This is a genomic window from Sphaerospermopsis torques-reginae ITEP-024 (assembly GCF_019598945.1).
In the GTDB taxonomy this organism is placed as follows: domain Bacteria; phylum Cyanobacteriota; class Cyanobacteriia; order Cyanobacteriales; family Nostocaceae; genus Sphaerospermopsis.
In genome coordinates this window covers 1848466-1871345 of record NZ_CP080598.1, presented here as the reverse complement: position 1 = coordinate 1871345, position 22880 = coordinate 1848466, and the positions used below count along the sequence as shown (strand labels likewise).

At 35.1% G+C, this 22880-nt stretch carries 28 protein-coding genes; 22 read left to right on the top strand and 6 right to left on the bottom strand.

All coding sequences use genetic code 11. The features are described 5' to 3' along the window. Positions 1 to 51: 51 nt before the first annotated feature. Entirely contained in the window at positions 52 to 429 is a 378-nt protein-coding gene (locus K2F26_RS08655) for a hypothetical protein (protein ID WP_220611133.1), read from the bottom strand. A gap of 185 nt (positions 430 to 614) precedes the next feature. Continuing rightward, a complete protein-coding gene (locus tag K2F26_RS08650) occupies positions 615 to 782 on the bottom strand; it encodes a hypothetical protein (protein ID WP_220611132.1) in 168 nt (55 codons plus the stop codon). A gap of 149 nt (positions 783 to 931) precedes the next feature. Here K2F26_RS08650 and K2F26_RS08645 point away from each other — a divergent pair, with 149 nt between their 5' ends. The 3 genes from K2F26_RS08645 (at position 932) to K2F26_RS08635 (ending at position 4819) form a co-directional block, all read left to right on the top strand. Beyond that, positions 932 to 2128 (top strand): RNA-guided endonuclease InsQ/TnpB family protein, encoded by a 1197-nt coding sequence (locus K2F26_RS08645; protein WP_220611131.1) that lies wholly within the window; start codon positions 932 to 934, stop codon positions 2126 to 2128. A gap of 235 nt (positions 2129 to 2363) precedes the next feature. After that, positions 2364 to 3035: a conjugal transfer protein TrbI gene (locus K2F26_RS08640; protein ID WP_220611130.1), complete on the top strand. Its 672-nt coding sequence runs from the start codon at positions 2364 to 2366 to the stop codon at positions 3033 to 3035. 542 nt (positions 3036 to 3577) lie between these two features. Continuing rightward, positions 3578 to 4819, top strand: coding sequence for an S-layer homology domain-containing protein (locus K2F26_RS08635; protein ID WP_220611129.1), 1242 nt, complete (start codon positions 3578 to 3580; stop codon positions 4817 to 4819). Between the two features lie 131 nt (positions 4820 to 4950). Here the strand turns inward: K2F26_RS08635 and K2F26_RS08630 are convergent, their stop codons facing one another. Beyond that, on the bottom strand, positions 4951 to 6336 hold the full coding sequence (locus tag K2F26_RS08630; RefSeq protein ID WP_220611128.1) for a GAF domain-containing sensor histidine kinase: 1386 nt from the start codon (positions 6334 to 6336) through the stop codon (positions 4951 to 4953). A 570-nt stretch (positions 6337 to 6906) separates the two neighbouring features. On the opposite strand from K2F26_RS08630, the gene K2F26_RS08625 reads away from it, so the two are divergent. Then, positions 6907 to 7227: a DUF3155 domain-containing protein gene (locus tag K2F26_RS08625; RefSeq protein ID WP_220611127.1), complete on the top strand. Its 321-nt coding sequence runs from the start codon at positions 6907 to 6909 to the stop codon at positions 7225 to 7227. Between the two features lie 411 nt (positions 7228 to 7638). Here the strand turns inward: K2F26_RS08625 and K2F26_RS08620 are convergent, their stop codons facing one another. Continuing rightward, complete coding sequence (locus K2F26_RS08620; protein WP_220611126.1) at positions 7639 to 8169, bottom strand: cofactor assembly of complex C subunit B; 531 nt, start codon at positions 8167 to 8169, stop codon at positions 7639 to 7641. 144 nt (positions 8170 to 8313) lie between these two features. Here K2F26_RS08620 and K2F26_RS08615 point away from each other — a divergent pair, with 144 nt between their 5' ends. Continuing rightward, on the top strand, positions 8314 to 8883 hold the full coding sequence (locus tag K2F26_RS08615; RefSeq protein WP_194052886.1) for a DUF3611 family protein: 570 nt from the start codon (positions 8314 to 8316) through the stop codon (positions 8881 to 8883). A 115-nt stretch (positions 8884 to 8998) separates the two neighbouring features. Here K2F26_RS08615 and K2F26_RS08610 read toward each other — a convergent pair whose 3' ends face one another. Continuing rightward, positions 8999 to 9580, bottom strand: a complete 582-nt coding sequence (locus K2F26_RS08610) for a Uma2 family endonuclease (protein WP_220611829.1) — start codon at positions 9578 to 9580, stop codon at positions 8999 to 9001. 210 nt (positions 9581 to 9790) lie between these two features. On the opposite strand from K2F26_RS08610, the gene K2F26_RS25135 reads away from it, so the two are divergent. The 17 genes from K2F26_RS25135 to nth all read left to right on the top strand — a co-directional run bounded on the left by K2F26_RS25135 (position 9791) and on the right by nth (position 19043). Then, positions 9791 to 9925 (top strand): hypothetical protein, encoded by a 135-nt coding sequence (locus K2F26_RS25135; RefSeq protein ID WP_302850046.1) that lies wholly within the window; start codon positions 9791 to 9793, stop codon positions 9923 to 9925. A gap of 281 nt (positions 9926 to 10206) precedes the next feature. Further along, entirely contained in the window at positions 10207 to 11487 is a 1281-nt protein-coding gene (gene serS / locus K2F26_RS08605; RefSeq protein ID WP_220611125.1) for a serine--tRNA ligase, read from the top strand. Between the two features lie 170 nt (positions 11488 to 11657). Next, positions 11658 to 11993, top strand: a complete 336-nt coding sequence (locus K2F26_RS08600) for a GIY-YIG nuclease family protein (RefSeq protein WP_220611124.1) — start codon at positions 11658 to 11660, stop codon at positions 11991 to 11993. Positions 11994 to 12039: 46 nt separating this feature from the next. Beyond that, positions 12040 to 12486 (top strand): hypothetical protein, encoded by a 447-nt coding sequence (locus K2F26_RS08595; RefSeq protein WP_220611123.1) that lies wholly within the window; start codon positions 12040 to 12042, stop codon positions 12484 to 12486. A gap of 967 nt (positions 12487 to 13453) precedes the next feature. Then, the gene (locus tag K2F26_RS08590) at positions 13454 to 13660 is read left to right on the top strand and encodes a hypothetical protein (RefSeq protein ID WP_194052877.1); all 207 of its coding nucleotides are present in this window, start codon (positions 13454 to 13456) and stop codon (positions 13658 to 13660) included. Next, positions 13653 to 13820, top strand: a complete 168-nt coding sequence (locus K2F26_RS08585) for a hypothetical protein (protein WP_220611122.1) — start codon at positions 13653 to 13655, stop codon at positions 13818 to 13820. Before K2F26_RS08590 ends, K2F26_RS08585 begins: the two co-directional genes overlap by 8 nt. A 34-nt stretch (positions 13821 to 13854) precedes the next feature. Further along, positions 13855 to 14022 (top strand): hypothetical protein, encoded by a 168-nt coding sequence (locus tag K2F26_RS08580; protein WP_220611121.1) that lies wholly within the window; start codon positions 13855 to 13857, stop codon positions 14020 to 14022. A gap of 346 nt (positions 14023 to 14368) precedes the next feature. Next, positions 14369 to 14623, top strand: coding sequence for a hypothetical protein (locus K2F26_RS08575; RefSeq protein ID WP_437441048.1), 255 nt, complete (start codon positions 14369 to 14371; stop codon positions 14621 to 14623). Continuing rightward, positions 14616 to 14999, top strand: coding sequence for a type II toxin-antitoxin system VapC family toxin (locus K2F26_RS08570; protein WP_220611120.1), 384 nt, complete (start codon positions 14616 to 14618; stop codon positions 14997 to 14999). The genes K2F26_RS08575 and K2F26_RS08570 overlap by 8 nt, the downstream gene beginning before the upstream one ends. Positions 15000 to 15114: 115 nt before the next feature. Further along, entirely contained in the window at positions 15115 to 15351 is a 237-nt protein-coding gene (locus K2F26_RS08565; protein ID WP_220611119.1) for a type II toxin-antitoxin system Phd/YefM family antitoxin, read from the top strand. After that, the gene (locus K2F26_RS08560; protein ID WP_220611118.1) at positions 15345 to 15611 is read left to right on the top strand and encodes a Txe/YoeB family addiction module toxin; all 267 of its coding nucleotides are present in this window, start codon (positions 15345 to 15347) and stop codon (positions 15609 to 15611) included. The genes K2F26_RS08565 and K2F26_RS08560 overlap by 7 nt, the downstream gene beginning before the upstream one ends. Positions 15612 to 15807: 196 nt before the next feature. Then, complete coding sequence (locus K2F26_RS08555; RefSeq protein ID WP_220611117.1) at positions 15808 to 16035, top strand: antitoxin; 228 nt, start codon at positions 15808 to 15810, stop codon at positions 16033 to 16035. Further along, positions 16036 to 16170, top strand: a complete 135-nt coding sequence (locus K2F26_RS25430) for a PIN domain-containing protein (protein WP_246605558.1) — start codon at positions 16036 to 16038, stop codon at positions 16168 to 16170. Positions 16171 to 16232: 62 nt separating this feature from the next. After that, positions 16233 to 16436 carry a PIN domain-containing protein gene (locus tag K2F26_RS25425; RefSeq protein ID WP_246605557.1) on the top strand — a complete coding sequence of 68 codons (204 nt, stop codon included), beginning with the start codon at positions 16233 to 16235 and terminating at the stop codon, positions 16434 to 16436. A gap of 40 nt (positions 16437 to 16476) precedes the next feature. Beyond that, a complete protein-coding gene (locus K2F26_RS08545; RefSeq protein ID WP_220611116.1) occupies positions 16477 to 16920 on the top strand; it encodes a DUF29 domain-containing protein in 444 nt (147 codons plus the stop codon). A 199-nt stretch (positions 16921 to 17119) separates the two neighbouring features. Beyond that, a complete protein-coding gene (gene rseP / locus K2F26_RS08540; RefSeq protein WP_220611115.1) occupies positions 17120 to 18214 on the top strand; it encodes an RIP metalloprotease RseP in 1095 nt (364 codons plus the stop codon). Positions 18215 to 18374: 160 nt separating this feature from the next. Beyond that, a complete protein-coding gene (gene nth, locus K2F26_RS08535) occupies positions 18375 to 19043 on the top strand; it encodes an endonuclease III (protein WP_220611114.1) in 669 nt (222 codons plus the stop codon). A 154-nt stretch (positions 19044 to 19197) separates the two neighbouring features. Here the strand turns inward: nth and K2F26_RS08530 are convergent, their stop codons facing one another. After that, on the bottom strand, positions 19198 to 22806 hold the full coding sequence (locus tag K2F26_RS08530) for a helicase-related protein (RefSeq protein ID WP_220611113.1): 3609 nt from the start codon (positions 22804 to 22806) through the stop codon (positions 19198 to 19200). Between the last annotated feature and the right edge of the window lie 74 nt (positions 22807 to 22880).

Here is a 22880-nt window from a genome sequence, read left to right as displayed (position 1 = left end):
CCGCCCTTGGGCGGGTTTTTGTTTGGGAATATGTAGCTGTATATTTGCTATCTAAACTTGTTGTAGTTCTTGTGCAAATTCAAGTCTAGGTAATGGTTCTAAGGGAGTAACCACAGGAGAGTAGTGACAATAACAGATCACTACTGATTCAAAACCACCTGTAGGTAAATTGGGTACATATTCTTCAACTCTTGTCACTTCCCAATCTCCTACCCTGCTATGGGTACTCGCACCTGGAAATTGAGGATCAATAAATTTTTCAACTGTGTGAAAATCTCTTAGTCTGTATCCTGGTTGGGGAATTGGTTTTTTAGAGCCGTCGTAATGTTCTGCAAGGATGTCGGTACAAGCTCCTGTGTGAGCCAATAGCATTTGTTCCCACTGTTGAGAGCTTGCATCCTCAGCTTTAAAAATAATGTACTTACTCATCTTTTTTGTCCTCTTGGTAACTGGGAAACTGAGTAGCACCCTGAAAAACACAGTCGAATTTAAGGATTTTAGATTTTGTAGGTTCTACCCGCAGTAGTTCCCATCATACTTATCAGCTATTTCACGACACTTTTTAGGGTCAGTTACTGCGTGTTTTGAAATGTTTTCTTCGTTTTCTTCATTACTCATGCTGATTTTTGTTGGCTGTTTTGTTTTTTCTGGGCGATCGCCCTTTTGACAATGACTCTAGTTAACTGAGGCACGGTTAAAAATTCCTGAGATGCCCAATCTTCTAAGTATTTATAAGAAAATCGAGTGAGCCAAAACCACGCCCGATAAAGTATCTCCACCAAGTTCCGATACTTTATCGTACTTTAGGCGGTGGATGTAGGCGAACGGATTGCCCCTTCAGGGGCAGTCATGATCCTGACTGATCTGTTTAGGGGTTGCCAGTTTCCCTAAATAATGCTATTTTTGCAGCAGGTCGAAACGGTAATTAACAATGATTGTTTTTGAGTTCAAAGCCAAAGGCACAAAACAGCAATATCAAAGAATTGATGAGGCTATACGAATAACTCAGTTTATTCGTAACAAATGCCTGCGGTTTTGGATGGAAAATCAAAATGTTAAACCTTACGACCTAAATAAATACACTGCTGTATTAGCGTCGGAATTTGATTTTGCTGATAAATTAAATTCAATGGCTAGACAAGCAGCAGCAGAAAGAACAGCTTTTGCAATTAAACGATTTTTTGATAACTGCAAAGCCAAAGTTCCAGGTAAAAAGGGATATCCCAGGTTTCAAAAGAATAACCGTTCAGTCGAATATAAATCAACTGGATGGAAACTTTTAGATGACCGTAAGCACATTAATTTTATAGATAAATGTGGTATAGGTCAACTAAAGTTAATTGGAACTTGGGATTTACACTTTTACCAAATTAAGCAAATAAAGAGAGTCAGAATAGTTAAACGTTCTGACGGTTATTATGTGCAGTTTTGCGTAGATGCAGAACGAAAAATTGACACCGCTCCAACAGGTAAAACGGTTGGATTAGATGTTGGTTTAAATAGCTTCTATACGGATTCTCAAGGAAATAAGGTTGATAATCCCAGATATTTGCGGAAGTCAGAGAAATCTTTGAAACGACTACAGAAAAGAGTTAGTCGCAAAAATAAAGGTTCTAACAATCGCAAAAAAGCTATTAACCGTCTTGGTAGAAAACATTTGCAAGTATCACGTCAACGTAAAGACTTTGCTGTAAAACAAGCATTGTGCGTGGTTAAATCTAACGATTTAGTGGCGTTTGAAAAACTGCAAGTGAGAAATATGCTTAAAAATAGCAAACTAGCCAAGTCAATTAGTGATGCTAGTTGGTCGCTGTTTACTCAATGGTTAGAATATTTTGGGAAGATTTACGGGCGTGTGGTTGTACCAGTTGCCCCACAATATACTTCTCAAAATTGTGCTAATTGTGGAGAAATTGTCAAAAAATCACTGTCAGTTAGAACTCATGTTTGTAACTGTGGGTGCGTTCTTGATCGTGACCATAATGCCGCAATCAATATTTTGGCGAAAGCACTAAAACAGACTGGCTATGATTTAAGTACCGTCGGGCGGACGGAAACTTTTAACGCTTGTGGAGAGATGACCCTCTACCCAGATTTGGTAACAAGTTTGGGCAAGGTTACTCATTGAAACAAGAATCTCCGTCCTTTTAAGGCGGGGAGCGTCAAGTTACTTATTGCCATTATCGCTTTAAGTCAGTGAATGACTAATTAATAGCCTTAACTTGACAAGTGTGTCACCTGGCATCTAATATAGCACCATATCTACTATGCAAGTCAACTGCTAACTGAGAACTGATAATAGAAGAAACTATCCGGGTCAACCCACGTCATCACATCTATCCACATCATTGGAAATATCATATATGAGTAGTCTTATGGGTTGGCAGTCTGGAACTGTTGCACTGATGACAATAGCCATTACTACAGGTGCTGTCACCCCTTTATTTACCTTTGCTCCTGCTCAAGCACAATTCAATATTAACCAACCCCGAACCATTACCATTCCGGCAAATGTCACCTTACCTGTGACTTATGAAAAAGAGAAAGTAATTGTGAATCCTGGAGAAAGATTACCTCTAACGCTGAGAATAGCTAATGATATTATCGACAGTAACAGAAATGTGTTGATTCCGGCTAATACTGAGGTTGTAGGGGAGTTACAATCGGTGAACCTGCCTAACAATAACAATAAAAAAGGTGTACGCTTTGTAGCTAGAGAATTAGTATTTGCCACTGGAAGACGGTTACAGATTAATGCTAATTCTCGCACTATCACCGAAACTGAAAAAATCTCCAAAGGAACTGATACTGGACAGGTTTTAACTGATGCTGCTATTGGTGCTGGTGCAGCTACTGTGATTTCACTACTGACAGGTAACAAGAAAATTGAAACTTTAGAACCTATTGGTGGTGCTGCTGCGGGTGCTTTAGCAAGTGTGCTGTTGCGGAAGAAACAGGCTGATGTTTTCGTTTTGCGACCTGAGAATGATTTAGATATCACGCTTTCATCCAATTTGGTACTATCTCGTAACTAGACTTAACATAATTGAAGTCGTGAGTTTTATGATGGTGAAAAAGCGATCGCCATTGCCAAGATTGTGTGCGATCGCTTGATTTTATGTCAAAATCAATATTTAATGGATTGCAATACCTTCGCCAAAATCAAAAATATCTTGATTTGTAGGTTGGGTTGAGGAACGAAACCCAACAAATACGTTGAGTTTACGTTGGGTTTCCACACGGTAAACCCAACCTACGGGAAAATGGCAAAGGTATTGGGATTGATAAAGTTATATTCTCTGTTGTTCTTAAACTCGTATTTATATCCAGGAAAATAAACCTAAAAGTAAAACTATTTACAAATTCAAGAAACCACTGGGAACAGTTTAAGGTGAAAATTGTCTAAGTAGTTAACAGAGTAGATAACAAAAAAACAAATAAAGCAGTTACTAGGTAGGTTAGGACAAACAGTGATTATCAAAGTCAGATAGTAAAAGACTTTTCATGTTGTTCCTATCCTCTGTTAAAAGTTACCTGTTCCTTTTTCCTTCTTATAATTTTTACAGGAGTAAAATCAATGTTTACTTTAAATCGCTTGCAATCAAAAACAGCCTTAGTCATGGCTTTGAGTGTCACAGTTGGTAGTGTAACACCTTTAATAACATCTGCACCAACCTTAGCACAAACTGGTTTTTCTGATGTTTCATCTAATTATTGGGCATCACAATTTATTCAACAATTATCACAACGAGGTGTAATTGCGGGATTTCCTGATGGTACATTTCGTCCCGAAGAACCAGTGACACGGGCGCAGTTTGCCGCCATGATTAATAAAGCTTTTAGCAAGTCTGCACAACGGCAACCTATCAATTTTAATGATGTGCCTAGTAATTCTTGGGCATATAACGCCATTAGACAAGCTTACTCTATTGGTTTTTTATCAGGATATCCTGGCAATGTTTTTAGACCTAATCAAGCTATTCCCCGTGAACAAGTTTTAGTTTCTTTGGCTAACGGTTTAGAATATGCTGCTAGTGGTAATGTTGAAAACACTCTACAATTATTCAATGATTCTGGCAGTATTTCTGGCTATGCCCGCTTTCCTATTGCTGCGGCCACTGAGAGAAGAATTGTAGTTAACTATCCTAATGTGAGATTTCTCAATCCTGGTGTGACTGCAACCAGAGCGCAGGTAGCGGCTTTTATTTACCAAGCTTTAGTTAGTGCTAATCAAGCCGCTGCAATTAATTCACCTTATATTGTAGCTCTGCAAACCACACCACCACCAGTTACAACTGTTACCATTCCTCAAGGAACTGTGATTCCTGTCAAGTATGAACGGGCTGAAAAGATTCTGGTGACTAAAGATGAAACTGCACCTTTAACTTTAACCACATCACAAAGTGTAATTACCCAAGATGGTAGAGTAGTGATTCCTGCGGGGAGTCAGGTGATAGGTGAACTTAGACCGGCTCAAGGTGGTTCTCAATTTGTAGCACAAAAATTAGTTTTAACCACAGGGCAAGAATATAATGTGAGTGCTAGTTCTGATGTGATTACCAAAGTGGAAACTGTGAGGAAAGGCACTAGCACCAGTTCAATTATCAGAAATACTATATTGGGAGCAGGAGCAGCAGCAGCGGTATCTGCGGTGACAGGCGATCGCGCTGTGGCTACAGAAGAAGTTCTTGGAGGTGCTGGTATTGGGGCTTTGATTGGTCTTTTCTTTGGTAGAAATAGTGTGGATTTAATTGCTATTGAACCTAACACCGACTTAGAAATGACAATTAATCAAAATCTGTTAGTTTCTGTGCAATAGTGGTGATTGGTAATTGGTAATTGGTAATTGGTGATTGGTAATTGGTAAAAATAAAATTGATTACCCAGTTCCCAGTTCCCAGTTCCCAGTTCCCAGTTCCCAGTTCCCAGTCCCCAGTCCCCAGTCCCCAGTCACCTATCACCTACTTCCGGCAACCAAATAATAAAAGTAGTTCCTCGATGTTTTAGGGAAGTAATATTTGAATTTAATGCAGGGCTGAAAACTGCGATTTCTCCTTGCATTTGTGCAATTAGTTGTTTAGCGATCGCAATGCCTAAACCAGTGCCAGGAATTTCTGTTTGTGCTTGTACACCCCGATAATGTCTTTCTCCTAAATGCTTTAAATCTTCTGGAGGAATACCCGGACCTGTATCACTAATGGCTATACCTTGAAAATTATCTTTTTGTAGTCCGGTTTGTATGCAAATTTTCCCACCAGCCGGGGTATATTTCAAGGCATTATCAATAATATTACTCAATACTTCTCTGAATGCTTTGATATTAGCTTTTACTAATGGTAAAGTTTCAGGAATATCTGCTATTAATTCCAGATTTCGTTCTTGGGCAATAGCTTGAGCCGATATTAATAATGGTACTAATAAATCTTGTAAGTGACAATCAATAATATTTTCTCCTGTTCCTGGTAATAATAGGGGTGGGTTAGCTGGTTTCTGTACAGAAGCTTCCATAACAATTTTAGATTCTGGCAGAGGAATGGGGGTTAAATCTGCATCTGTTAAGTCTATAACTTGATCAAATTGTTGTAATAATTCTTGGAGGCGATCGCTTTCCCGGACTATACTGGTGGCTACATCTCGGTTAGGATCTGCTGGCCGCAATCTTTTAAATAGCAGTTTTCCAAAGGTGCGAATAGCTGTTAAGGGGTTGCGAAACTGGTGTAAAAGATTATCTAGTAAATCCCGTTGTTGTTCTTGCAGAACTTGTTGTTGATGTAATTGTTGTTGTAACCAAACTTGACGCTGATCTAAAATACAGGCGATCGCTAGGGTTTTAGCTATACGCTGAATTTCCCTTTCTTCCGATTCATTCCAAGGTCGATCTTCCCTTCCTGTCACCAATAACCCCATCATCACACCTTCATAAATCAGAGGTAAAACAATTTGATTACCACTGAATATATATTCATCTTCTAAATTTGGTTGGGGTGTATTTGTATGTTCTGAATTCTGGGATGGAGGTTTTGAAGTTGAACCTGCTGTCAATAACTTTCCCTGTTGATCTGGTAAGTCCAAAATATTACTAATATTACCAATATTACTAATATTACTAAATTGAATTTGTTGGTTGGCTGTCCCCTGAACCAAATCATCTCCGTAGTTTAATCTTGCTGTCTCTGGGTACACCACCACTGGAATTAATTGCGCCTCACCTGTGGGAGTATCTGCCAATTCTTGGGTTAAGTAGACAACACTCAAAGACGCTCCCAGTCCTTGGGTTAATAGAGATATTTGCTCTCGACACAAAGCAATAAAATCAGAACTAGCAGATATTAACATTTTTTAGTTCTTGCTAAGGATTATGGACTAGTACAACACGGCGTAAATAAACCAACCATTCTAAATCGCTAAAAAGCTTACTCCATATTATTTTTGACTTTTGACTTTTGACTTTTGACTTCCGCTAAGCGGTACTAGCAGCTTATAGCAGGTGACATCATGGAAATTTATTCAGTCTTTAGATTAGATCATCAACTGATACTAGCGGCCTCGTCTATTGCTATAAATAAATATTTTAAGTCCTATTCAGTAAATAGCTCATTGTTGCTGGATGTCGGAGAACAATATTTTTACTGACAAAAAATACAAATTCAGCCACAGAAGCCAGAAATGCTGATCAAATCTACCAATTTTGCTAATAATTTTATGAGTATTTCCGAAAGTCTAGTTATTTATACTGTACTATACTTACTACTAGACTACTGATAATTTCTCTAAAGTTTGAACAAATTACTTTGGTTGTATCAAAAGGTTAAAAACCATTGATTTTTTCAACCATAACTTATATAATTACTACGGGTTTTGTAGCTATGACTACAAACTTATAGCTTGAAAGAGGAGGACAATAGGTTGGCAAGGAGACGTAAAAGAAAAAGTCGTCGTCGTCAGGAAGGACGACGGATTCTAGAACACGTGCCTCAGTACAGCATCGAAAGTGGCGAAGATAAACCTGTGACAGCAGCTAGAAAATTCATTCAAGCTGAAGGTATCTTGCCTCCTGCCTTGCTACTTGTAAAACGCAACGAACATACAACAGATCGTTATTTTTGGGCGGAAAAAGGTCTGTTTGGCGCTCAATACGTAGAAGAGAATCATTTTCTATTTCCTAGTCTGAGAGTGTTGGAAACTCCAGTTAGTCAGCAAGAATTAGTGACTGTGGCAAGTCGCTAACTTCTAAAATTATCTCCTACGCATTGAATCCTAATTCTTACTTCTGACTCTGACATTAATTAACTGGCAAAATTGATCAGTTTATGCAAAAATTCAATTTTTTTTAAGTTTGTAGCTGAACTGTCAGTAGAGCTAATTAACTTTAGATGGTCAAATCCTGTGCAGTTTTATATTGCATGGTTTGATATAAAGGATAATGATACAGCAAGGAGTAGCAACAAAATCCAGCACACAAGAATATGTTTTGCTTAGATATAATGAGCTTTAATTGCTAAAGGTATCTAAAAGCAAAACTACCCATATAAGATTTGGTGTGTTTCCTCCCTACTGTTCTCTTTCCTCAAAAGTCTGTCAGAAGTTAGCACTTCATCATCAGGATACGATTGTCAAGCCTGGACTAACAAATAAAGTTTAGTCAACCATTTTTAACTGTAACGCCTTTTGTAACTCAGCAAGTTCATCACGATGGGCGATGACAGTAATTATACTTGAGGAGTGTTGTTCATTTGGAGTTGACTCCATTTTGAGTGACACCTTCTCAAGTCTTCCTGCCTTGCGCCAATAAAATATACCACTTAATGGTGACAGCAGGACTAAAACCAGGGAAAATGGACTGTGACTAGAAAAAAGCTGAGATAAAACCAAAGAGAGGCAAGCAAAACCAACTGCGGCTAAAATAGTTAAGAATATAGCTAAGAACCAGCTAGGTCTAACAAATCCTTCAAAATTCACCTGATTACTGTCTTTATCTATAGATGTTACACGGTAGGAACGGGAGCGAAAATACTCCTTGAGTTGGTTCATCAAGGTAGCGTCATCTTGTTCAGAAGTTAACTTTGCTTGTTCGGTGCGGTCTTTTGTGGAAGCACGAATAAAGAAAAATAGTCCTACTGATAATAACAAAGTGAGTAGGAAAGTAGATTGCACAATAGTATTATTCATAGCTAAATTTGAGTTTTTTACTAAACCAGACTTACTTATTATCAATTATTCTTGATAGGGATTGTCAGGATTTTTTGGACAGACAATAATTGTGTTTTAGCAATTCCTAATCCCCAGTCCCCAGTCACCAATCCCCAGTTTCTTATGACACAAAATTTTGAAACTCCATCCGCTAATATTAGAGCGATCGCCCAAATGTTTCGCTTGGGAGGTTGGATTAGTTTTTGGATACAATTAGTTTTAGGTGTAATTTCTGGTATAATAGTGATATTATTTGCCTTTTTTAGTCAAAGACCGGGCAGCCCCAGTAACAACCCAGGAACAGGCTTTGGGGTATTTTTAGCGGTTTGTGGACTAATTGTTTTAGGTGCGGGTATTTACTTAGCCTATCGGTATACAACAATTGGTAAACAACTAGATTCCCCTAATCCCAGTAACCGCCCAAGGAAACTTGAAAGTGTACAAATCATACGATTAGGTGTATGGGTAAATTTAGGAGGAATATTAGTTACGCTGCTAGGAGCGCAAGCGATTGTAGGTACATTGGTGGCTAGGTCAATTTCCCCACAAGCAGTAACAACGCAATTATTTGACCCTACTCGGATTATTAGCGGTTTAGATATGCTTGTAGTACAGGCAAACATAAATACTGTATCAGCGCATTTTTCAGGACTTATAGCTTCACTATTTTTATTAAATCGGATTACAAAATAGTTTGGTAATGGGTAATTGGTAATTGGTAATTGGTAATTGGTAATTGGTAATTGGTAATTGGTAATTGGTAATTGGTAATTGGTAATTGGTAATTGGTAATTGGTAATTGGTATTATTAATCATGGAAGAGAGATAAATCTAAAATAAATCCTGGTAAAACATCTTCTCCTGATAAAGTTGTCGGTAATGAGATAATTTCTACTGGTTGATTTTGACGATAAATTTCTACTGGTTGATTTTGCGGATCAATTAACCAACCTAAACGTAAACCACTATTAAGATATTCCTGCATTTTATCTTGTAGTTGAGTTAAAGAATCGGTACGAGAACGTAATTCTATAACAAAATCAGGACAAATTCTAGGAAATTTTTCTTGTTCTTCAATGCTTAAAGCATCCCAACGTTCATTAGCTATCCAAGCGACATCAGGGGAACGTTTACCACCATTAGGTAAAGTGAAAATAGTGGAAGAACTAAAGACTTTTCCTAGCTTAGTTTGCAAATTCCATAACCAAACATATCCATTAAAATTTGATTCTCTATTACCACTAATTGCACCCACTGGAGGCATAATAATTAATTCTCCTTTAGCTGTTTCTTCTAGTTTCCAATCTTCGTTAGTTTGACAGAGGTGATAAAATTGTTCATCACTTAAACCAACATTTTTGATATTTAAAATTACTGGTTCAGATGTCATCATTGCTGAAAACCTCCTGATTTTAGTTTTAGTTTATCATATTTTGTAGGTTGGGTTAAGCGATAGCGCAACCCAACAAAATCTTATGAATATCTTATAATTGTTGGGTTTCGTTCCTCTAAATGTTGGGTTTCGTTATTCTAAATGTTGGGTTTCGTTCCTCAACCCAACCTACATTCTATATTGAGAGTAGAACGCAGATGAACGCAGATGAACGCGGATGAAAAAGGGATTTTGATTAATTTGATGATTTTGTATGGTTATTGTATAAAACTGGTGTTAATAATAGATATGATTGATGATGCAAGTAAGGGTAAAGCAAGAGCTTCATTGGTGTCAACTTAACCTAAAACCGATAACCCGACTGGGAATGAATTCCCAGTCTAATAGCAAAAGTCATCTAAAGATGACTAAAAATACCAGAAAATTGAGAGTTTACTTTAGTAAACTTTAGCTATTAGCCATGATAGCGTAGCGTGGCGTAAGCCATAATTCATTTCATGGGGGGTGTGGAAGCTAACAGATAAACCATGTTTAGCTTCAGTTGACACTACTGAGCATTGCTAAACCCCTACGAATAATCACCTCCATCAAGTACAATTGACAAAAACTCACAAAATTCACCAATGCTGGATATTAAACAAATTAGAGAAAACCCCCAATTAGTACAAGAAAAGTTGAACAGTCGTAGTGGTAAATATGACATTCAACCTATATTAGATTTAAGTCAAAAACAACGGGAACTGGAAGGAAAACGCAACGATTTACAAGCGCGGAGTAATGAAATTGGTAAACTGGTAGGACAAAAGATAAAATCGGGTGTTAGTCCGCAAAGTGAGGAAATTCTCGCTTTAAAGGAAGAGGGGAATAATATTAAAATCACATTAAGCGAATTAGAACCCCAGGAAAAAGAGTTAAAAGCACAAATTCAAGATTTACTTTTAGCACTTCCTAACCTTCCTAGTGATTCTACTCCCATCGGTGCAAGTGAAGATGATAACCCAGAAGTGAGAAGATGGGGAGATGAATATAAACCGGAAAACCCGAATATTTTACCTCATTGGGAAATTGGGGAAAAGTTGGGTATTTTGAATTTTGAAAGGGCGGTAAAAATTGCCCAAAGTCGGTTTGTGAGTTTGATAGGTGCGGGTGCTGCTTTAGAAAGGGCGTTAATTCAATTTATGCTTTCTAAGCATATTGAAAATGGGTATATTGAAGTTAGTCCACCGTTGTTAGTTAATACTGATTCTTTAACGGGAACTGGACAATTACCCAAGTTTGCAGAGGAAAGTTTTAAATGTGCAGATGATGAATTGTGGTTAATTCCTACTGCGGAAGTTCCGGTTACAAATTTTTATCGGGGGGAAATTATCAACGCGGAAGATTTACCGATTTATCACTGTGCTTATACTCCTTGTTTTCGGCGAGAAGCGGGAAGTTATGGACGGGATATGCGGGGTTTAATTCGGTTGCATCAATTCAATAAAGTTGAGTTGGTGAAGTTAGTAAAACCGGAAGATTCTTTTGAGGAATTAGAGAAGTTAGTTGCTAGTGCAGAGTCAATTTTACAGGGTTTAAAGTTGCCTTATCGAGTGATTAATTTATGTACTGGTGATTTAGGTTTTGGGGCAACAAAGACCTATGATTTAGAGGTTTGGTTGCCATCTTCTGGGAAGTATCGAGAGATTTCTAGTTGTTCTAATTGTGTTGATTTTCAAGCAAGAAGGGCGGATATTCGGTTTAAGGAAGCAGGGAAGAAAGGGACGCAATTTGTACATACTTTAAATGGTTCTGGTTTAGCTGTGGGAAGGACGATGGCGGCTATTTTGGAGAATTATCAGCAAGCTGATGGGACGATTAAAGTACCGGAGGTTTTGCAGGTTTATTTGGGTAGGGAGGTTTTGTGATTAGCAGAAGGCAGGACTGAGAAAACCTCAACATAATATCAAGGGATATACGTAAATATTCTGTATTGAATAAGTACGGTTATCCCTATACTAATCTTAGTATTGCTACCACTACATAAAAATTAGCCGAGCTTTAGAATCAGGGAAATTGTGCTATACGGAGTTAAATAATGACTCAAATATGTCCTTGGCCTTTGGGTAATGGTAAATACCTAGAATTTGAGGTTGTTGCAAATATAAATAACTACAGTTCGACCTGGAATAACGTTCCTGGATTATATATTTTTGCTTTTTTACTTCAAGGAAATACATGGTATCCGTTATACGTTGGACAAACAGATGATTTTAGTTCTCGACTTCCAAGCCATGAGAGACTTCTTGAAGCTATCCAAAGAGGTGCAACTCATATTCATGCAGTTCATATACCTCAAAAGATTAATCGTAATAGATTAGAGCAGATGTTAATACAAAGACTTCAACCTCCATTAAACACTCATCATAGGTAAAGTGCGATCTCTCATTAGGGTGCGTTAATTATTTTTAGAATTGTTTATGACTCAGAAACAAAAAAAACAAGGCAATAACAATTTAGATCCGGGGTGTCAAGGGTGTATAATCCTCCTAGTGATTCCTTTAAGTATTTGGATTTCTTCCCAAGTCTATTTTTTCCAAAACACTGGAAAGTTAAATATAAATTTTCCCAAAATTCAGTTTGGTAGAGCAAAAACAGTAGATTTGTGTAATGAGTCGTTAAAGAATACAACTTATGCTCGGAATGTAAACATCAATCAAGATGGAGTTGTAGAGTTTGATGTGGATTATAATTTCACACTAGAAAATGGTCCATCAACCTACAATATCGAATGGGGAAAACAGGGAGATGTGATGTGGAGTTGGGTTAATTCTTATGTATCAAGTGATGTAATGGCTAGGTGTAAAGGTCCAGTCAATATTAAATATACTTATATATATGTAAAAAAGTATATAGGAATAGTTTAGTTATACCAGAACCTCAGAAGTAGTATTTATGTAATGCGATCGCTCATCTCGTAGGGTGCGTTAATGAAATGTAATGCACCGTTTTTTATTAAAATTTAACTGTCTGAATCAGGATAACCAGGATTAAAGGATTAACAGGATTATATTTGATTTTGATATTCTGGGATATTTGAATTAGCGCAACTTCTGAAAATATAGATGAATATTAAAAACCCATCCTGTACATCCTCAAATCCTGGACATCCTGATTCAGACAAAATGCAACTTCTGAAAATATAGATGAATATGAAAAACCCATCCTGTAAATCCTCAAATCCTGGACATCCTGATTCTGACAAAATGCAATTTCAGAAAATATAGATGAATATTAAAAACCCATCCTGTACATCCTCAAATCCTGGACATCCTGATTCAGACAAAATGCAACTTCTGAAAATATAGATGAATATGAAAAAACCATCCTGTAAATCCTCAAATCCTGGACATCCTGATTCTGACAAAATGCAATTTCTGAAAATATAGATGAATATGAAAAAACCATCCTGTAAATCCTCAAATCCTGGACATCCTGATTCTGACAAAATGCAATTTCAGAAAATATAGATGAATATTAAAAAACCATCCTGCACATCCTCAAATCCTGGACATCCTGATTCTGACAAAATGCAATTTCTGAAAATATAGATGAATATGAAAAAACCATCCTGTAAATCCTCAAATCTTGGACATCCTGATTCAGAGAAAATGCAATTTCTGAAAATATAGATGAATATGAAAAAACCATCCTGTATATCCTCAAATCCTGGACATCCTGATTCAGACAAAATGCAACTTCTGAAAATATAGATGAATATTAAAAAAACATCCTGTACATCCTCAAATCTTGGACATCCTGATTCTGACAAATTCTCATCACCATTAATAAAATGATATAATATCAACTACTAACTATAGCAATCATCAAACCATGCTAGAATTAATGCCATTATTAAATAAATTAAGTCGGGCTGAAAAATTACAAATTATCCAATATTTAGCCTCTCAATTAGTACAAGAAGAATCAGAATTAATAAAACCAGGAATGTCTTATCCTATCTCATCCCCCTATGATGCTTTTGAAGCTGCAAATACAATGTTGAAAGTGCTGGAAGCAGAAAAGAGCAATCATGAATAATACACATAAATACCCATTTACTACTTATGATCCTTCCTTGGGAGAAGCAGGTTTTAGACCATATCTACCAATTATCTTAACTTATCGTGGACAAGAATTACAGGCTACAGGTTTACTTGATACCGGAGCAACTGTTAATGTTTTCTCAACTTTCATTTGAAGTATCTCCCAACAATTACACCAAAATTTAATTTATGCTGAATGATGAAGTTTTAGCAGAAATTCGGAAAATCAGAGATCAAGAAGCTAAGTCATTTAATTATGATTTAACAGCTATTTGTGGTGATTTAAGAAGACAACAAGCAACAAGTGGCAGAAAAATTATTTCTCTTCCATTGAAGACAGTGGTAAAATTACGCTAATTTTTTAGGGTGCGTTAATCAACTTTATTTAATGCACCATTTTTTATTATTTTTATAATATATTTAACTATCAGAATCAGGATAACCAGGATTAAAGGATTAACAAGATTATATTTTATTTTGATATTCTGGAATATTGAAATTAGCGCAATTTCAGAAAATATAGATGAATATTAAAAAACCATCCTGTACATCCTCAAATCCTGGATATCCTGATTCAGACAAAATGCAATTTCTGAAAATATAGATGAATATGAAAAAAACATCCTGTACATCCTCAAATCCTGGACATCCTGATTCAGACAAAATTTACATTTTCTGATATAATTAGCAAACTAATTAACTAATGGAGTTCATTATGATTACATTAGGTGTAACAGTAACCATAACCAGTGATGGAAAATTGTTAGTTAATTCTCCCGTAGACATTCCCAAAGGAGAATATAAAGCAGTGATTGTACTAGAAGATAAACCAATAAATGATGATTTACATAATTCTGTCAAAAATGCCCAAGCTATTTTTAGAAAATATATTCCAGCTAACAGAAAACTATCAGAAGAATTAATTCAGGAACGGAGAGAGGAAAGTTTAAATGAGTGAAGTTGTTTTAGATGCTTCTGCAATTTTAGCTTTACTCAATCAAGAACCTGGAAGCGAAGAAGTGTTAAAATTTATTGGGAAAGCTGCAATTAGTACAGTTAATTTATCTGAAGTAATAGCCAAATTAGCAGATGCAGGAATACCAGACAACGATATTATTCTAATCATAAATAATCTGAATCTGGAAGTGATTAATTTCAATGAAGAACAAGCATTAAAAGCGGGAATTTTACGACCAATTACTAAATCAATTGGACTTTCATTTGGTGATAGAGCTTGTTTAGCATTAGGTATTTTTCTCAATCAACCTGTTTTAACTGCTGACCGTTTATGGAGTAATCTTAGCGTGGGAATTGAAGTGAGAATATTACGTTAGATGAACTGTCTGAATCAGGATAACCAGATATCCTGATTCACACAAAAAATAACAATCCAATTATATGTTAATTCTATGCTATTATTTATGATAATGTAATCTCAACAAAAAGATTATGATTTCAATTAATCAAGCACAACAACAACTACAGGATTTAATTGATTCAGTCAATCAATCCCATCAACCTATTATAATTGCAGGAGAAAATAGCAACGCAGTTTTATTATCTGAAAGTGACTGGAAATCTATCCAAGAAACTCTTTATTTGCTTTCTATTCCAGGGATGAGAGAATCAATTAAAGAAGGATTAGCAACATCAATAGAAGACTGTGATGAGGAATTAGAGTGGTAACCTGGAAATTAGTTTATACTAAACAAGCTCAGAAAGATGCTAAAAAATTAGCAGCAAGTAATTTGAAAGATAAAGCGCAAACTTTACTTGATATTATTGCTATTAACCCTTTTCAAAATCCTCCACCTTATGAAAAGTTAGTAGGAAATTTAGAAGGTGCGTATTCACGAAGAATTAATATTCAACATCGTTTAGTATATGAAGTGATTGAAGATGAAAATACTATCAAAGTTTTACGAATGTGGACGCATTATGAGTAGTATTTTTTTGTCTGAATCAGGATAACCAGGATTAAAGGATTAACAGGATTATATTTGATTTTGATATTCTGGAAAATTGAAATTAGCGCAACTTCTGAAAATGTAGATGAATCTTAACAAACATCCTGTACATCCTGATTCTGACAATTATTAGCTATAATCAAAGAATAAACAACTAACCTAAAGGCCATATATCATGAATACAGCTAGACTTAGCAGTGATGGTACTCATCAAACAGTGATATTACCACCAGATTTTCAAATGACAGGAACAGAAGTTTATATCAAAAAAATTGGTAATGCAATTATTCTGATTAGTAAAGATAACCCTTGGCAAACTTTAATTGATAGTTTAGATCAATTTTCCGATGATTTCATGAACAATAGAGATCAACTTCCTATCTCTCAAAGAGAGGAATTTTAAATGCAATATATTCTGGATACTAACATCTGTATTTATCTGATTAAGCAAAAGACAGAAAAAGTAATATCAAAATTTAAAACTTTGTCAATTTCTGATATTGGCATTTCTTCAATTACCGTTGCTGAATTAGAATAGGGTGTTTATAAAAGTCAGCAAAAAGAAAAAATAAAAATGCTTTAATTCAGTTTTTACTACCTTTGGAAATTGTAGAATTTAGTCAAGATGCAGCCGTAATTTATGGAGTTATCAGAAGTGATTTAGAAAGTAAAGGTCTTGTTATTGGACAAATGGATATGTTAATTGCTGCCCATGCAATAAGTTTAGGTGTCACCCTAGTTACTAACAATATCCGCGAATTTTCTCGCATCCCTGATTTATTATTAGAAAATTGGGTTGAGTAATTTAATGAAATGTAATTGATAAAATAGAGGAATTTTAATTATGACATTAACATGGGATGAACTGGTATTTCAATCACCATACTTAGCAGTGAAAAAAGCAAAGGAATTGCTAAAGGAGGGAAAAATGGCAGAAGTTGATCAGATTTTAGAGAGTTTAGCAGAGTCAATGGGAAGATCAGAAAAAAGAGCAGTTATTAGTCAATTAACTCGATTGATGTTACATATAATTAAATGGAAATGTCAACCTGAAAAACGTAGTGCTAGTTGGGTAATTTCCATTCGTTCAGCAAGAAGAGAAATTGCTGATAGTCAAGAAGAAATGCCTAGTCTTAATCGAGAGTTTTTAGAATCTATTTGGGATAAATGTTTTACATCTGCTAAACAAGATGCTAGGGATGAAATGGGTAAAAAACCAGAAATTACTGCTTTAACTTGGGAGGATGTATTTGCAGAAAATTATACAATTTGGGAGGATGAAAAATAAATGAATTATCCTGTAAATTCTTAAATCCTAGACATCCTGATTCTGAAAAATTTGGGTTTAAAATTTGGAAATTGGCAAAATTGCCATAATTTGCACTTTTATTAGCAATTGACAAGAAATAACACTAGACTTTGTTTCTGAGTCCATTCCCAAACTACAATAAAGATATATATCTCAATATTTTCACTAAATTTGCTCTATGTCAGTTTTAGCAGCGATCGCCGTCTTGGCAATTTTGATCTTAGTACACGAGTTAGGACATTTTATAGCCGCACGTTCTCAAGGTATCTACGCTAACCGCTTTTCTTTGGGTTTTGGTCCCACCCTCTTAAAATACCAAGGATCACAAACAGAATACACCATCCGCGCTTTCCCCTTGGGTGGTTTTGTTGGTTTTCCCGACGATGATCCAGATAGCGAAATTCCCCCCAATGATCCCAACTTATTGCGGAATCGTCCTATTTTAGATCGGGCGATCGTCATTAGCGCCGGTGTGATAGCAAACTTAATATTTGCTTATTTTGTTCTCGCTTTGCAAATAGGTATTGTTGGTATTCCCCAAGAATTTCAATATCAACCTGGTGTACTTGTTAAACCTGTTAATGAACAATCAATAGCTTACCAAGCTGGTATTCGCGCAGGTGATATTGTTCTTAGCGTCAATGGTCAGGAACTAACTGCTAGTAAAGATTCTACCTTATTGCTGACCAAAGAAATTCAAACCCATCCAAATCAGCAACTTAACCTCAAAATTCAGCGTCAAAATCAAGAAATACCTTTGAAATTAACCCCTACAGAAAGTGCTGATGGTAAAGGTTTAGTGGGAATTGAATTAGGACCAAATGGACAAGCTGTTTATCGTCGTCCCCAAAATCCTATAGAAATTTTTACCGTTGCTGCTGATAGATTTCAACAGTTATTTATTGGTACAATCAAAGGATTTGGACAGCTAATAACTAATTTTCAACAAACAGCTAGTCAGGTTTCAGGACCTGTGAATATTGTGAAAATTGGTGCTAAATTAGCAGCAGATAATAGTGCAAATTTGCTATCTTTTGCGGCAATAATTAGTATTAATTTAGCCATCATCAATATTTTACCTCTCCCTGCTTTAGATGGTGGACAATTAGCTTTTCTTTTGATTGAAGGTTTACTTGGTAAACCCTTACCAGCCAAAATTCAAGAAGGTGTCATGCAAACAGGTTTAGTCCTACTTTTAGGATTAGGTATTTTCTTGATTTTCAAAGAAACTCTGCAACTAGAATTTGTGCAACAAATATTCCAGAACTTGTAAGCAAATGATCTCGTTCCCAGTCTCAGACTGGGAATGTGATCTAGAGGTTTTACCTCTATTTGACAAAAAAGGCAGAGTCTTATACAATTCATTCCCATACAGAGTATGGGAACGAGAAATAAGTTAATTTTCAAATAAAATAAATTCAAATATTATTGATGTGACTACTAAAAATTTATCCAAATTATCCAAAAAGCAACGCGCTTTAGAAATTCTCTCCCGTCTCCATCGTCTTTATCCTGATGCGACTTGTTCTTTAAATTATGAAACTCCGGTACAATTATTAGTAGCAACAATTCTTTCTGCACAATGCACAGATGAACGAGTGAATAAAGTTACTCCAGCTTTATTTAGTCGGTTTCCTGATGCAGAAAGTTTAGCAAATGCGGATATTTTAGAATTAGAAGAATTAGTTCGTTCCACGGGTTTTTATCGCAATAAAGCGAAAAATATTAAAGCTGCTTGTCGGATGATAGTTGAAGATTTTAACTCAGTTGTTCCCAATAAAATGGAAGAATTATTAAAACTTCCCGGAGTTGCGAGAAAAACTGCAAATGTGGTTTTAGCGCACGCTTATGGTATTAATGCAGGCGTGACAGTAGATACTCATGTGAAGCGGTTAAGTCAAAGATTGGGGTTAACAAAAAATACTGAACCTATTAATATTGAAAAAGATTTAATGAAATTATTACCTCAACCAGATTGGGAAAATTGGTCTATTAGATTAATATATCATGGTCGTACAGTTTGTAAAGCACGTTCTCCTGGTTGTGATGTTTGCGAGTTGGTTGATGTGTGTGCGAAGAATTTAGGAAATGGAAATGATTAAATTATAGCTTTAAATATAGGTTGGTTAAAAATAGCGATCGCACAAATTATAATCAATCTTTAATCAATCTAAAATCTAAAATCCAAAATCCAAAATCCAAAATCCTAATAGGATCCCCGATTTCTTGGAGAAGTCGGGGATCTAACCACTAATTTTAATTTTGAGAAAGAATTAAATTAATAACATTTAATTCCTGAGAATTTAACAAATATTTTTCTGTAAACAATTTATTTCTCATTTCCTCCAAACTATAACTTCTAAATACCACAAAAGGAAATTCTTTATAATTATGTCCTATCGGTAAAATATTACCCACCGGATACAAAGAACGAATATATATAGATAGGATATCTTTAAAACGTTGATCTTCCGGTTCTTCTAGTTTACTTGAAAAATATTCTTTCATCACTTCACCACTAATAAATGCAAATAGTGGTAAAGCATAATATTGATCTGTATGTTGACTTTTTTGAATATAATTCTGAGTTTTTTCCGGTGCATTGATTAACTTTTCTACTAATTCTATTGCATCTTTTACCGCAAAAGTGAGACTTTCGGGATAGATTTGATTTTTACTAATGCTTTTTAAATTATTCCATAATTCTCTATTTGCATAGTTTTGAACATCTAAAAAACGCATTTGGTAAGATTCTTGGATATTTTGACAGGGTACAATTAATAATCCTCCACTAATATAACCTAGTTCTAAAGGTGTAAAATCTAATAACCGATCAAAAGTTTTCGCAACTTCTAAAAATGTATTATTAAAATTTTCCCTAATCTTTAAATAACTCTCTTCCGTATTTTTAGCAACGATAAAATCACCGTCACCCATTAATAATTCCAGTTTTGTGTATGCGTCTTTTAAGGAAGTATGACTTTTATTACGGTTATATTCTTTTTTCAGTTGGGTAATGAGATTTTCAATTTTACTAGAAAAGGTATCTCCCGCAGCAAAAACTGATTTTCCACCGATGGGGATAAGTAAATAATTCTTCCTTCCGATATTACCATAACCTTGAATCCTAGTCATGATAGATGCTTTGAGAATTAAGAGGAGATTTAATAAATTTAGAGAGTTTTCTTTAATAGATATTTCTGGATCATCTTGATAATAAACTGAACGTTCAGCTAAATAAAATGTCAGGTATTTATCTTGATTATCTATGATATCATTTCCCCGTCCTCGGTAAATAACCTGAATTATTTCCATCAGGTTTTTTTCAATTTCAAATTTAGGAATTTCGACTAATATATGTTTCGCTTTGGGGAAGGATAAACCGCGACTACCAGAAGCAGTCATAAATACAACTTTGACGTTTTCTTGATGTTTTTTAATTTCTTGTTTTTCCGCTTCTGAAATATTCGCGTGTATTTCTAGGAAGTGGGTATTTTTGACAAATTTATCTCTTCCTAACTCTGATTGAATTTTATCTATAAGTTCTGATAATTTGGGTTTATTTTGGATGTAAACTATAAATTGTTCTACATCGGGTTTTTCAAAGAGATTTTTGATATCTTTAAAAATTTCTTCCTGGGATATTTTTTCTAAATCCGATTTATCTTTTAATTTAACTCTATTAGTAAAACGACAAGATTCTATGATGATTTGATAATTTATAGTTAAATTTTTTGCAGGATAGGTGTTAGTATTAATAATGATAGCGGGTGAACCTTTAAAAGTGAAACTTTCTACAGATAAAGGTTGAATATTTGCAGATGCGGTTCTAAAATACACCTTATTCGGTTCGGGAGAAGTGTCTTCTAAATGTTGACAAATGACATTTTTATCCACAATAGAAGCATCCGCGACAATAATTTTAGTATTAAAACCATTTTCCGGTTTGGTTAACTGATAGGTTTTCACCATTTTTTTAATACCTTCTAAAAATTCCACTCCTCCCTCATCTCCGGTAATTTCATCTATCATAATAAATAGATGTTTAATTCTGCGGGATATATTTCGCATCTTTTCAGGAAAGACTTTATTTTCTCTGGTACTGTATGCGTCTTGAAAGATTTTTTCTAAATGTTTTAAAGTATCACCATAATCAGTTTTTTTCAAAGACTGGGTAGAAGCGGTTGCAATAATTTGATTAGATTTTTGATATTTGATGAGGTAATATAAACCTTCACAAATACTCTGTAAAACTCCTTTATTTTTTGTTCCTGTATCTTGAAAAGTATCATCTGTAATTTGTTGCAGTCTATCTTGACGTTGTGATTTTCTCTCAATATTTTCACTGTTGAGAAAATGCACATTTCCTAAAGTAAAATCTTCTTGATATTGGTTTGATGTATAAGCAACCGAGAGTTTACCACCATTATCTTGAATCAAATTACTGTGAGTATTGATAGCAAAAATTTGCTCATTTACTAATCTTCCAGTTTTGCGATCTTTGAATTTTTCAATGATATCAAGATTGACTTGTTTCCGGGGACTGACGTATAATAAAAGGAAACCATCATTTTGATATTGAGTCAGAAAATCAACAATAGCAGTAGTTTTTCCGATTCCGGGATTTCCTGTTAGGAAGATGTAGGTATTTTCTGAAAGCAGATATCTTTTAATTAGTTGGTTGTGCGCTTGTCTAAAATTGGGATTTCCGGTTAAACTTAAACTAGAAATTAACTCAGATGGTACGGGAGAAACAGAGTTATAAAAGTCGGTAATCGTTTCTGTATGACGTGGTAAAATATTGATGGTATTGGGGGTAATGTTGAGGAGAGAGTCAACCAGATTTCTACCTTGTTGAAAACTGCGATGTGCGTTAACTTGAATATTTTGTAAAACGCGATAACGTGCGTCGGTTATTTCTTCCTTTTTATCATGTTTTTGATAAATTTGATAACAGGTGTGAAAAAGTTCTAGATTATTTCCCGGAATAGAAATAGTATTAAAAGAGCGATCGCTATATCCCACTGCATTACAAACCAACTTAGAAATATGAGGAAGAAGAGAATTTTCTTGTAAAAACTGACAGAAACTATAAATATAACTACCCGCTTGAATTAATTTAGCACTTTCCTTATCCTTAGATTTAAAAGCGGTGAAATATTCCTTTAAACCGGGAGAAAAATCTAAACCCAGAGATTCCGTATCAATACGCAACTTAGAAAACACACTTTTAGAACGTAAATAATTGATATCTCGTAATAATAAACCTCTAATAATTTCCACATAATCAATATTTTGTAAATCATCATCAGTGTGAATAGAAAACACCGATAAATCAAGACATAAAACCCGGTAATTATTCCTATATTTCAACAACATCAAACTATCAGCGTTGAGAAAATCACCGCGTTGTTTATAATTTTGAATATTCCCATAATTTACATTGAGATTTTCAAACTGCGACAGAACATTTTTAAACCATTGTGTTTCATCAACTTCATGAGTACCAATACTATTTTCACCATTAAAGCGACATTGAAAATAGATCACCTCCAAATATTGCAAGTTTGTTTTCTCACGACATCCCAGAGATTTAAGATACTCCCGAAAGAAATTTAAACCACACAAAAAACCCTTTTGTACAAAAAACTGACACCAAGTTTCCGCTATTTCTCGTTCTAATTTACCAATAACTTTCTTAACAATAGTCTTCTTAATTTCCGCAAACCTGAGATTTTGCAAATCCTGACTATATAAATTACCAAAATGATTTTTGATATTATTTTTATGGATATAAGATAAAATCCCAATATTAAAACCAACCTCAAACAACCTTCCCAAATCATCCGCTATTTTTGCAGTCATATTTCACACCTTATAAAAACCCTAAAAAACCTCTTCTCTCTGCGATTTATGCGTCTCTGCGGTTCGTTTTTATA

Coding starts and splice junctions, on each gene's coding strand:
- K2F26_RS08655 (WP_220611133.1), bottom strand. CDS start 429: ATGAGTAAGTACATTATTTTTAAAGCTGAGGATGCAAGCTCTCAACAG.
- K2F26_RS08645 (WP_220611131.1), top strand. CDS start 932: ATGATTGTTTTTGAGTTCAAAGCCAAAGGCACAAAACAGCAATATCAA.
- K2F26_RS08640 (WP_220611130.1), top strand. CDS start 2,364: ATGAGTAGTCTTATGGGTTGGCAGTCTGGAACTGTTGCACTGATGACA.
- K2F26_RS08635 (WP_220611129.1), top strand. CDS start 3,578: ATGTTTACTTTAAATCGCTTGCAATCAAAAACAGCCTTAGTCATGGCT.
- K2F26_RS08630 (WP_220611128.1), bottom strand. CDS start 6,336: ATGTTAATATCTGCTAGTTCTGATTTTATTGCTTTGTGTCGAGAGCAA.
- K2F26_RS08620 (WP_220611126.1), bottom strand. CDS start 8,169: ATGAATAATACTATTGTGCAATCTACTTTCCTACTCACTTTGTTATTA.
- K2F26_RS08615 (WP_194052886.1), top strand. CDS start 8,314: ATGACACAAAATTTTGAAACTCCATCCGCTAATATTAGAGCGATCGCC.
- K2F26_RS08610 (WP_220611829.1), bottom strand. CDS start 9,580: ATGACATCTGAACCAGTAATTTTAAATATCAAAAATGTTGGTTTAAGT.
- K2F26_RS25135 (WP_302850046.1), top strand. CDS start 9,791: ATGAACGCGGATGAAAAAGGGATTTTGATTAATTTGATGATTTTGTAT.
- serS (WP_220611125.1), top strand. CDS start 10,207: ATGCTGGATATTAAACAAATTAGAGAAAACCCCCAATTAGTACAAGAA.
- K2F26_RS08600 (WP_220611124.1), top strand. CDS start 11,658: ATGACTCAAATATGTCCTTGGCCTTTGGGTAATGGTAAATACCTAGAA.
- K2F26_RS08595 (WP_220611123.1), top strand. CDS start 12,040: ATGACTCAGAAACAAAAAAAACAAGGCAATAACAATTTAGATCCGGGG.
- K2F26_RS08590 (WP_194052877.1), top strand. CDS start 13,454: ATGCTAGAATTAATGCCATTATTAAATAAATTAAGTCGGGCTGAAAAA.
- K2F26_RS08585 (WP_220611122.1), top strand. CDS start 13,653: ATGAATAATACACATAAATACCCATTTACTACTTATGATCCTTCCTTG.
- K2F26_RS08580 (WP_220611121.1), top strand. CDS start 13,855: ATGCTGAATGATGAAGTTTTAGCAGAAATTCGGAAAATCAGAGATCAA.
- K2F26_RS08575 (WP_437441048.1), top strand. CDS start 14,369: ATGGAGTTCATTATGATTACATTAGGTGTAACAGTAACCATAACCAGT.
- K2F26_RS08570 (WP_220611120.1), top strand. CDS start 14,616: ATGAGTGAAGTTGTTTTAGATGCTTCTGCAATTTTAGCTTTACTCAAT.
- K2F26_RS08565 (WP_220611119.1), top strand. CDS start 15,115: ATGATTTCAATTAATCAAGCACAACAACAACTACAGGATTTAATTGAT.
- K2F26_RS08555 (WP_220611117.1), top strand. CDS start 15,808: ATGAATACAGCTAGACTTAGCAGTGATGGTACTCATCAAACAGTGATA.
- K2F26_RS25430 (WP_246605558.1), top strand. CDS start 16,036: ATGCAATATATTCTGGATACTAACATCTGTATTTATCTGATTAAGCAA.
- K2F26_RS08545 (WP_220611116.1), top strand. CDS start 16,477: ATGACATTAACATGGGATGAACTGGTATTTCAATCACCATACTTAGCA.
- rseP (WP_220611115.1), top strand. CDS start 17,120: ATGTCAGTTTTAGCAGCGATCGCCGTCTTGGCAATTTTGATCTTAGTA.
- K2F26_RS08530 (WP_220611113.1), bottom strand. CDS start 22,806: ATGACTGCAAAAATAGCGGATGATTTGGGAAGGTTGTTTGAGGTTGGT.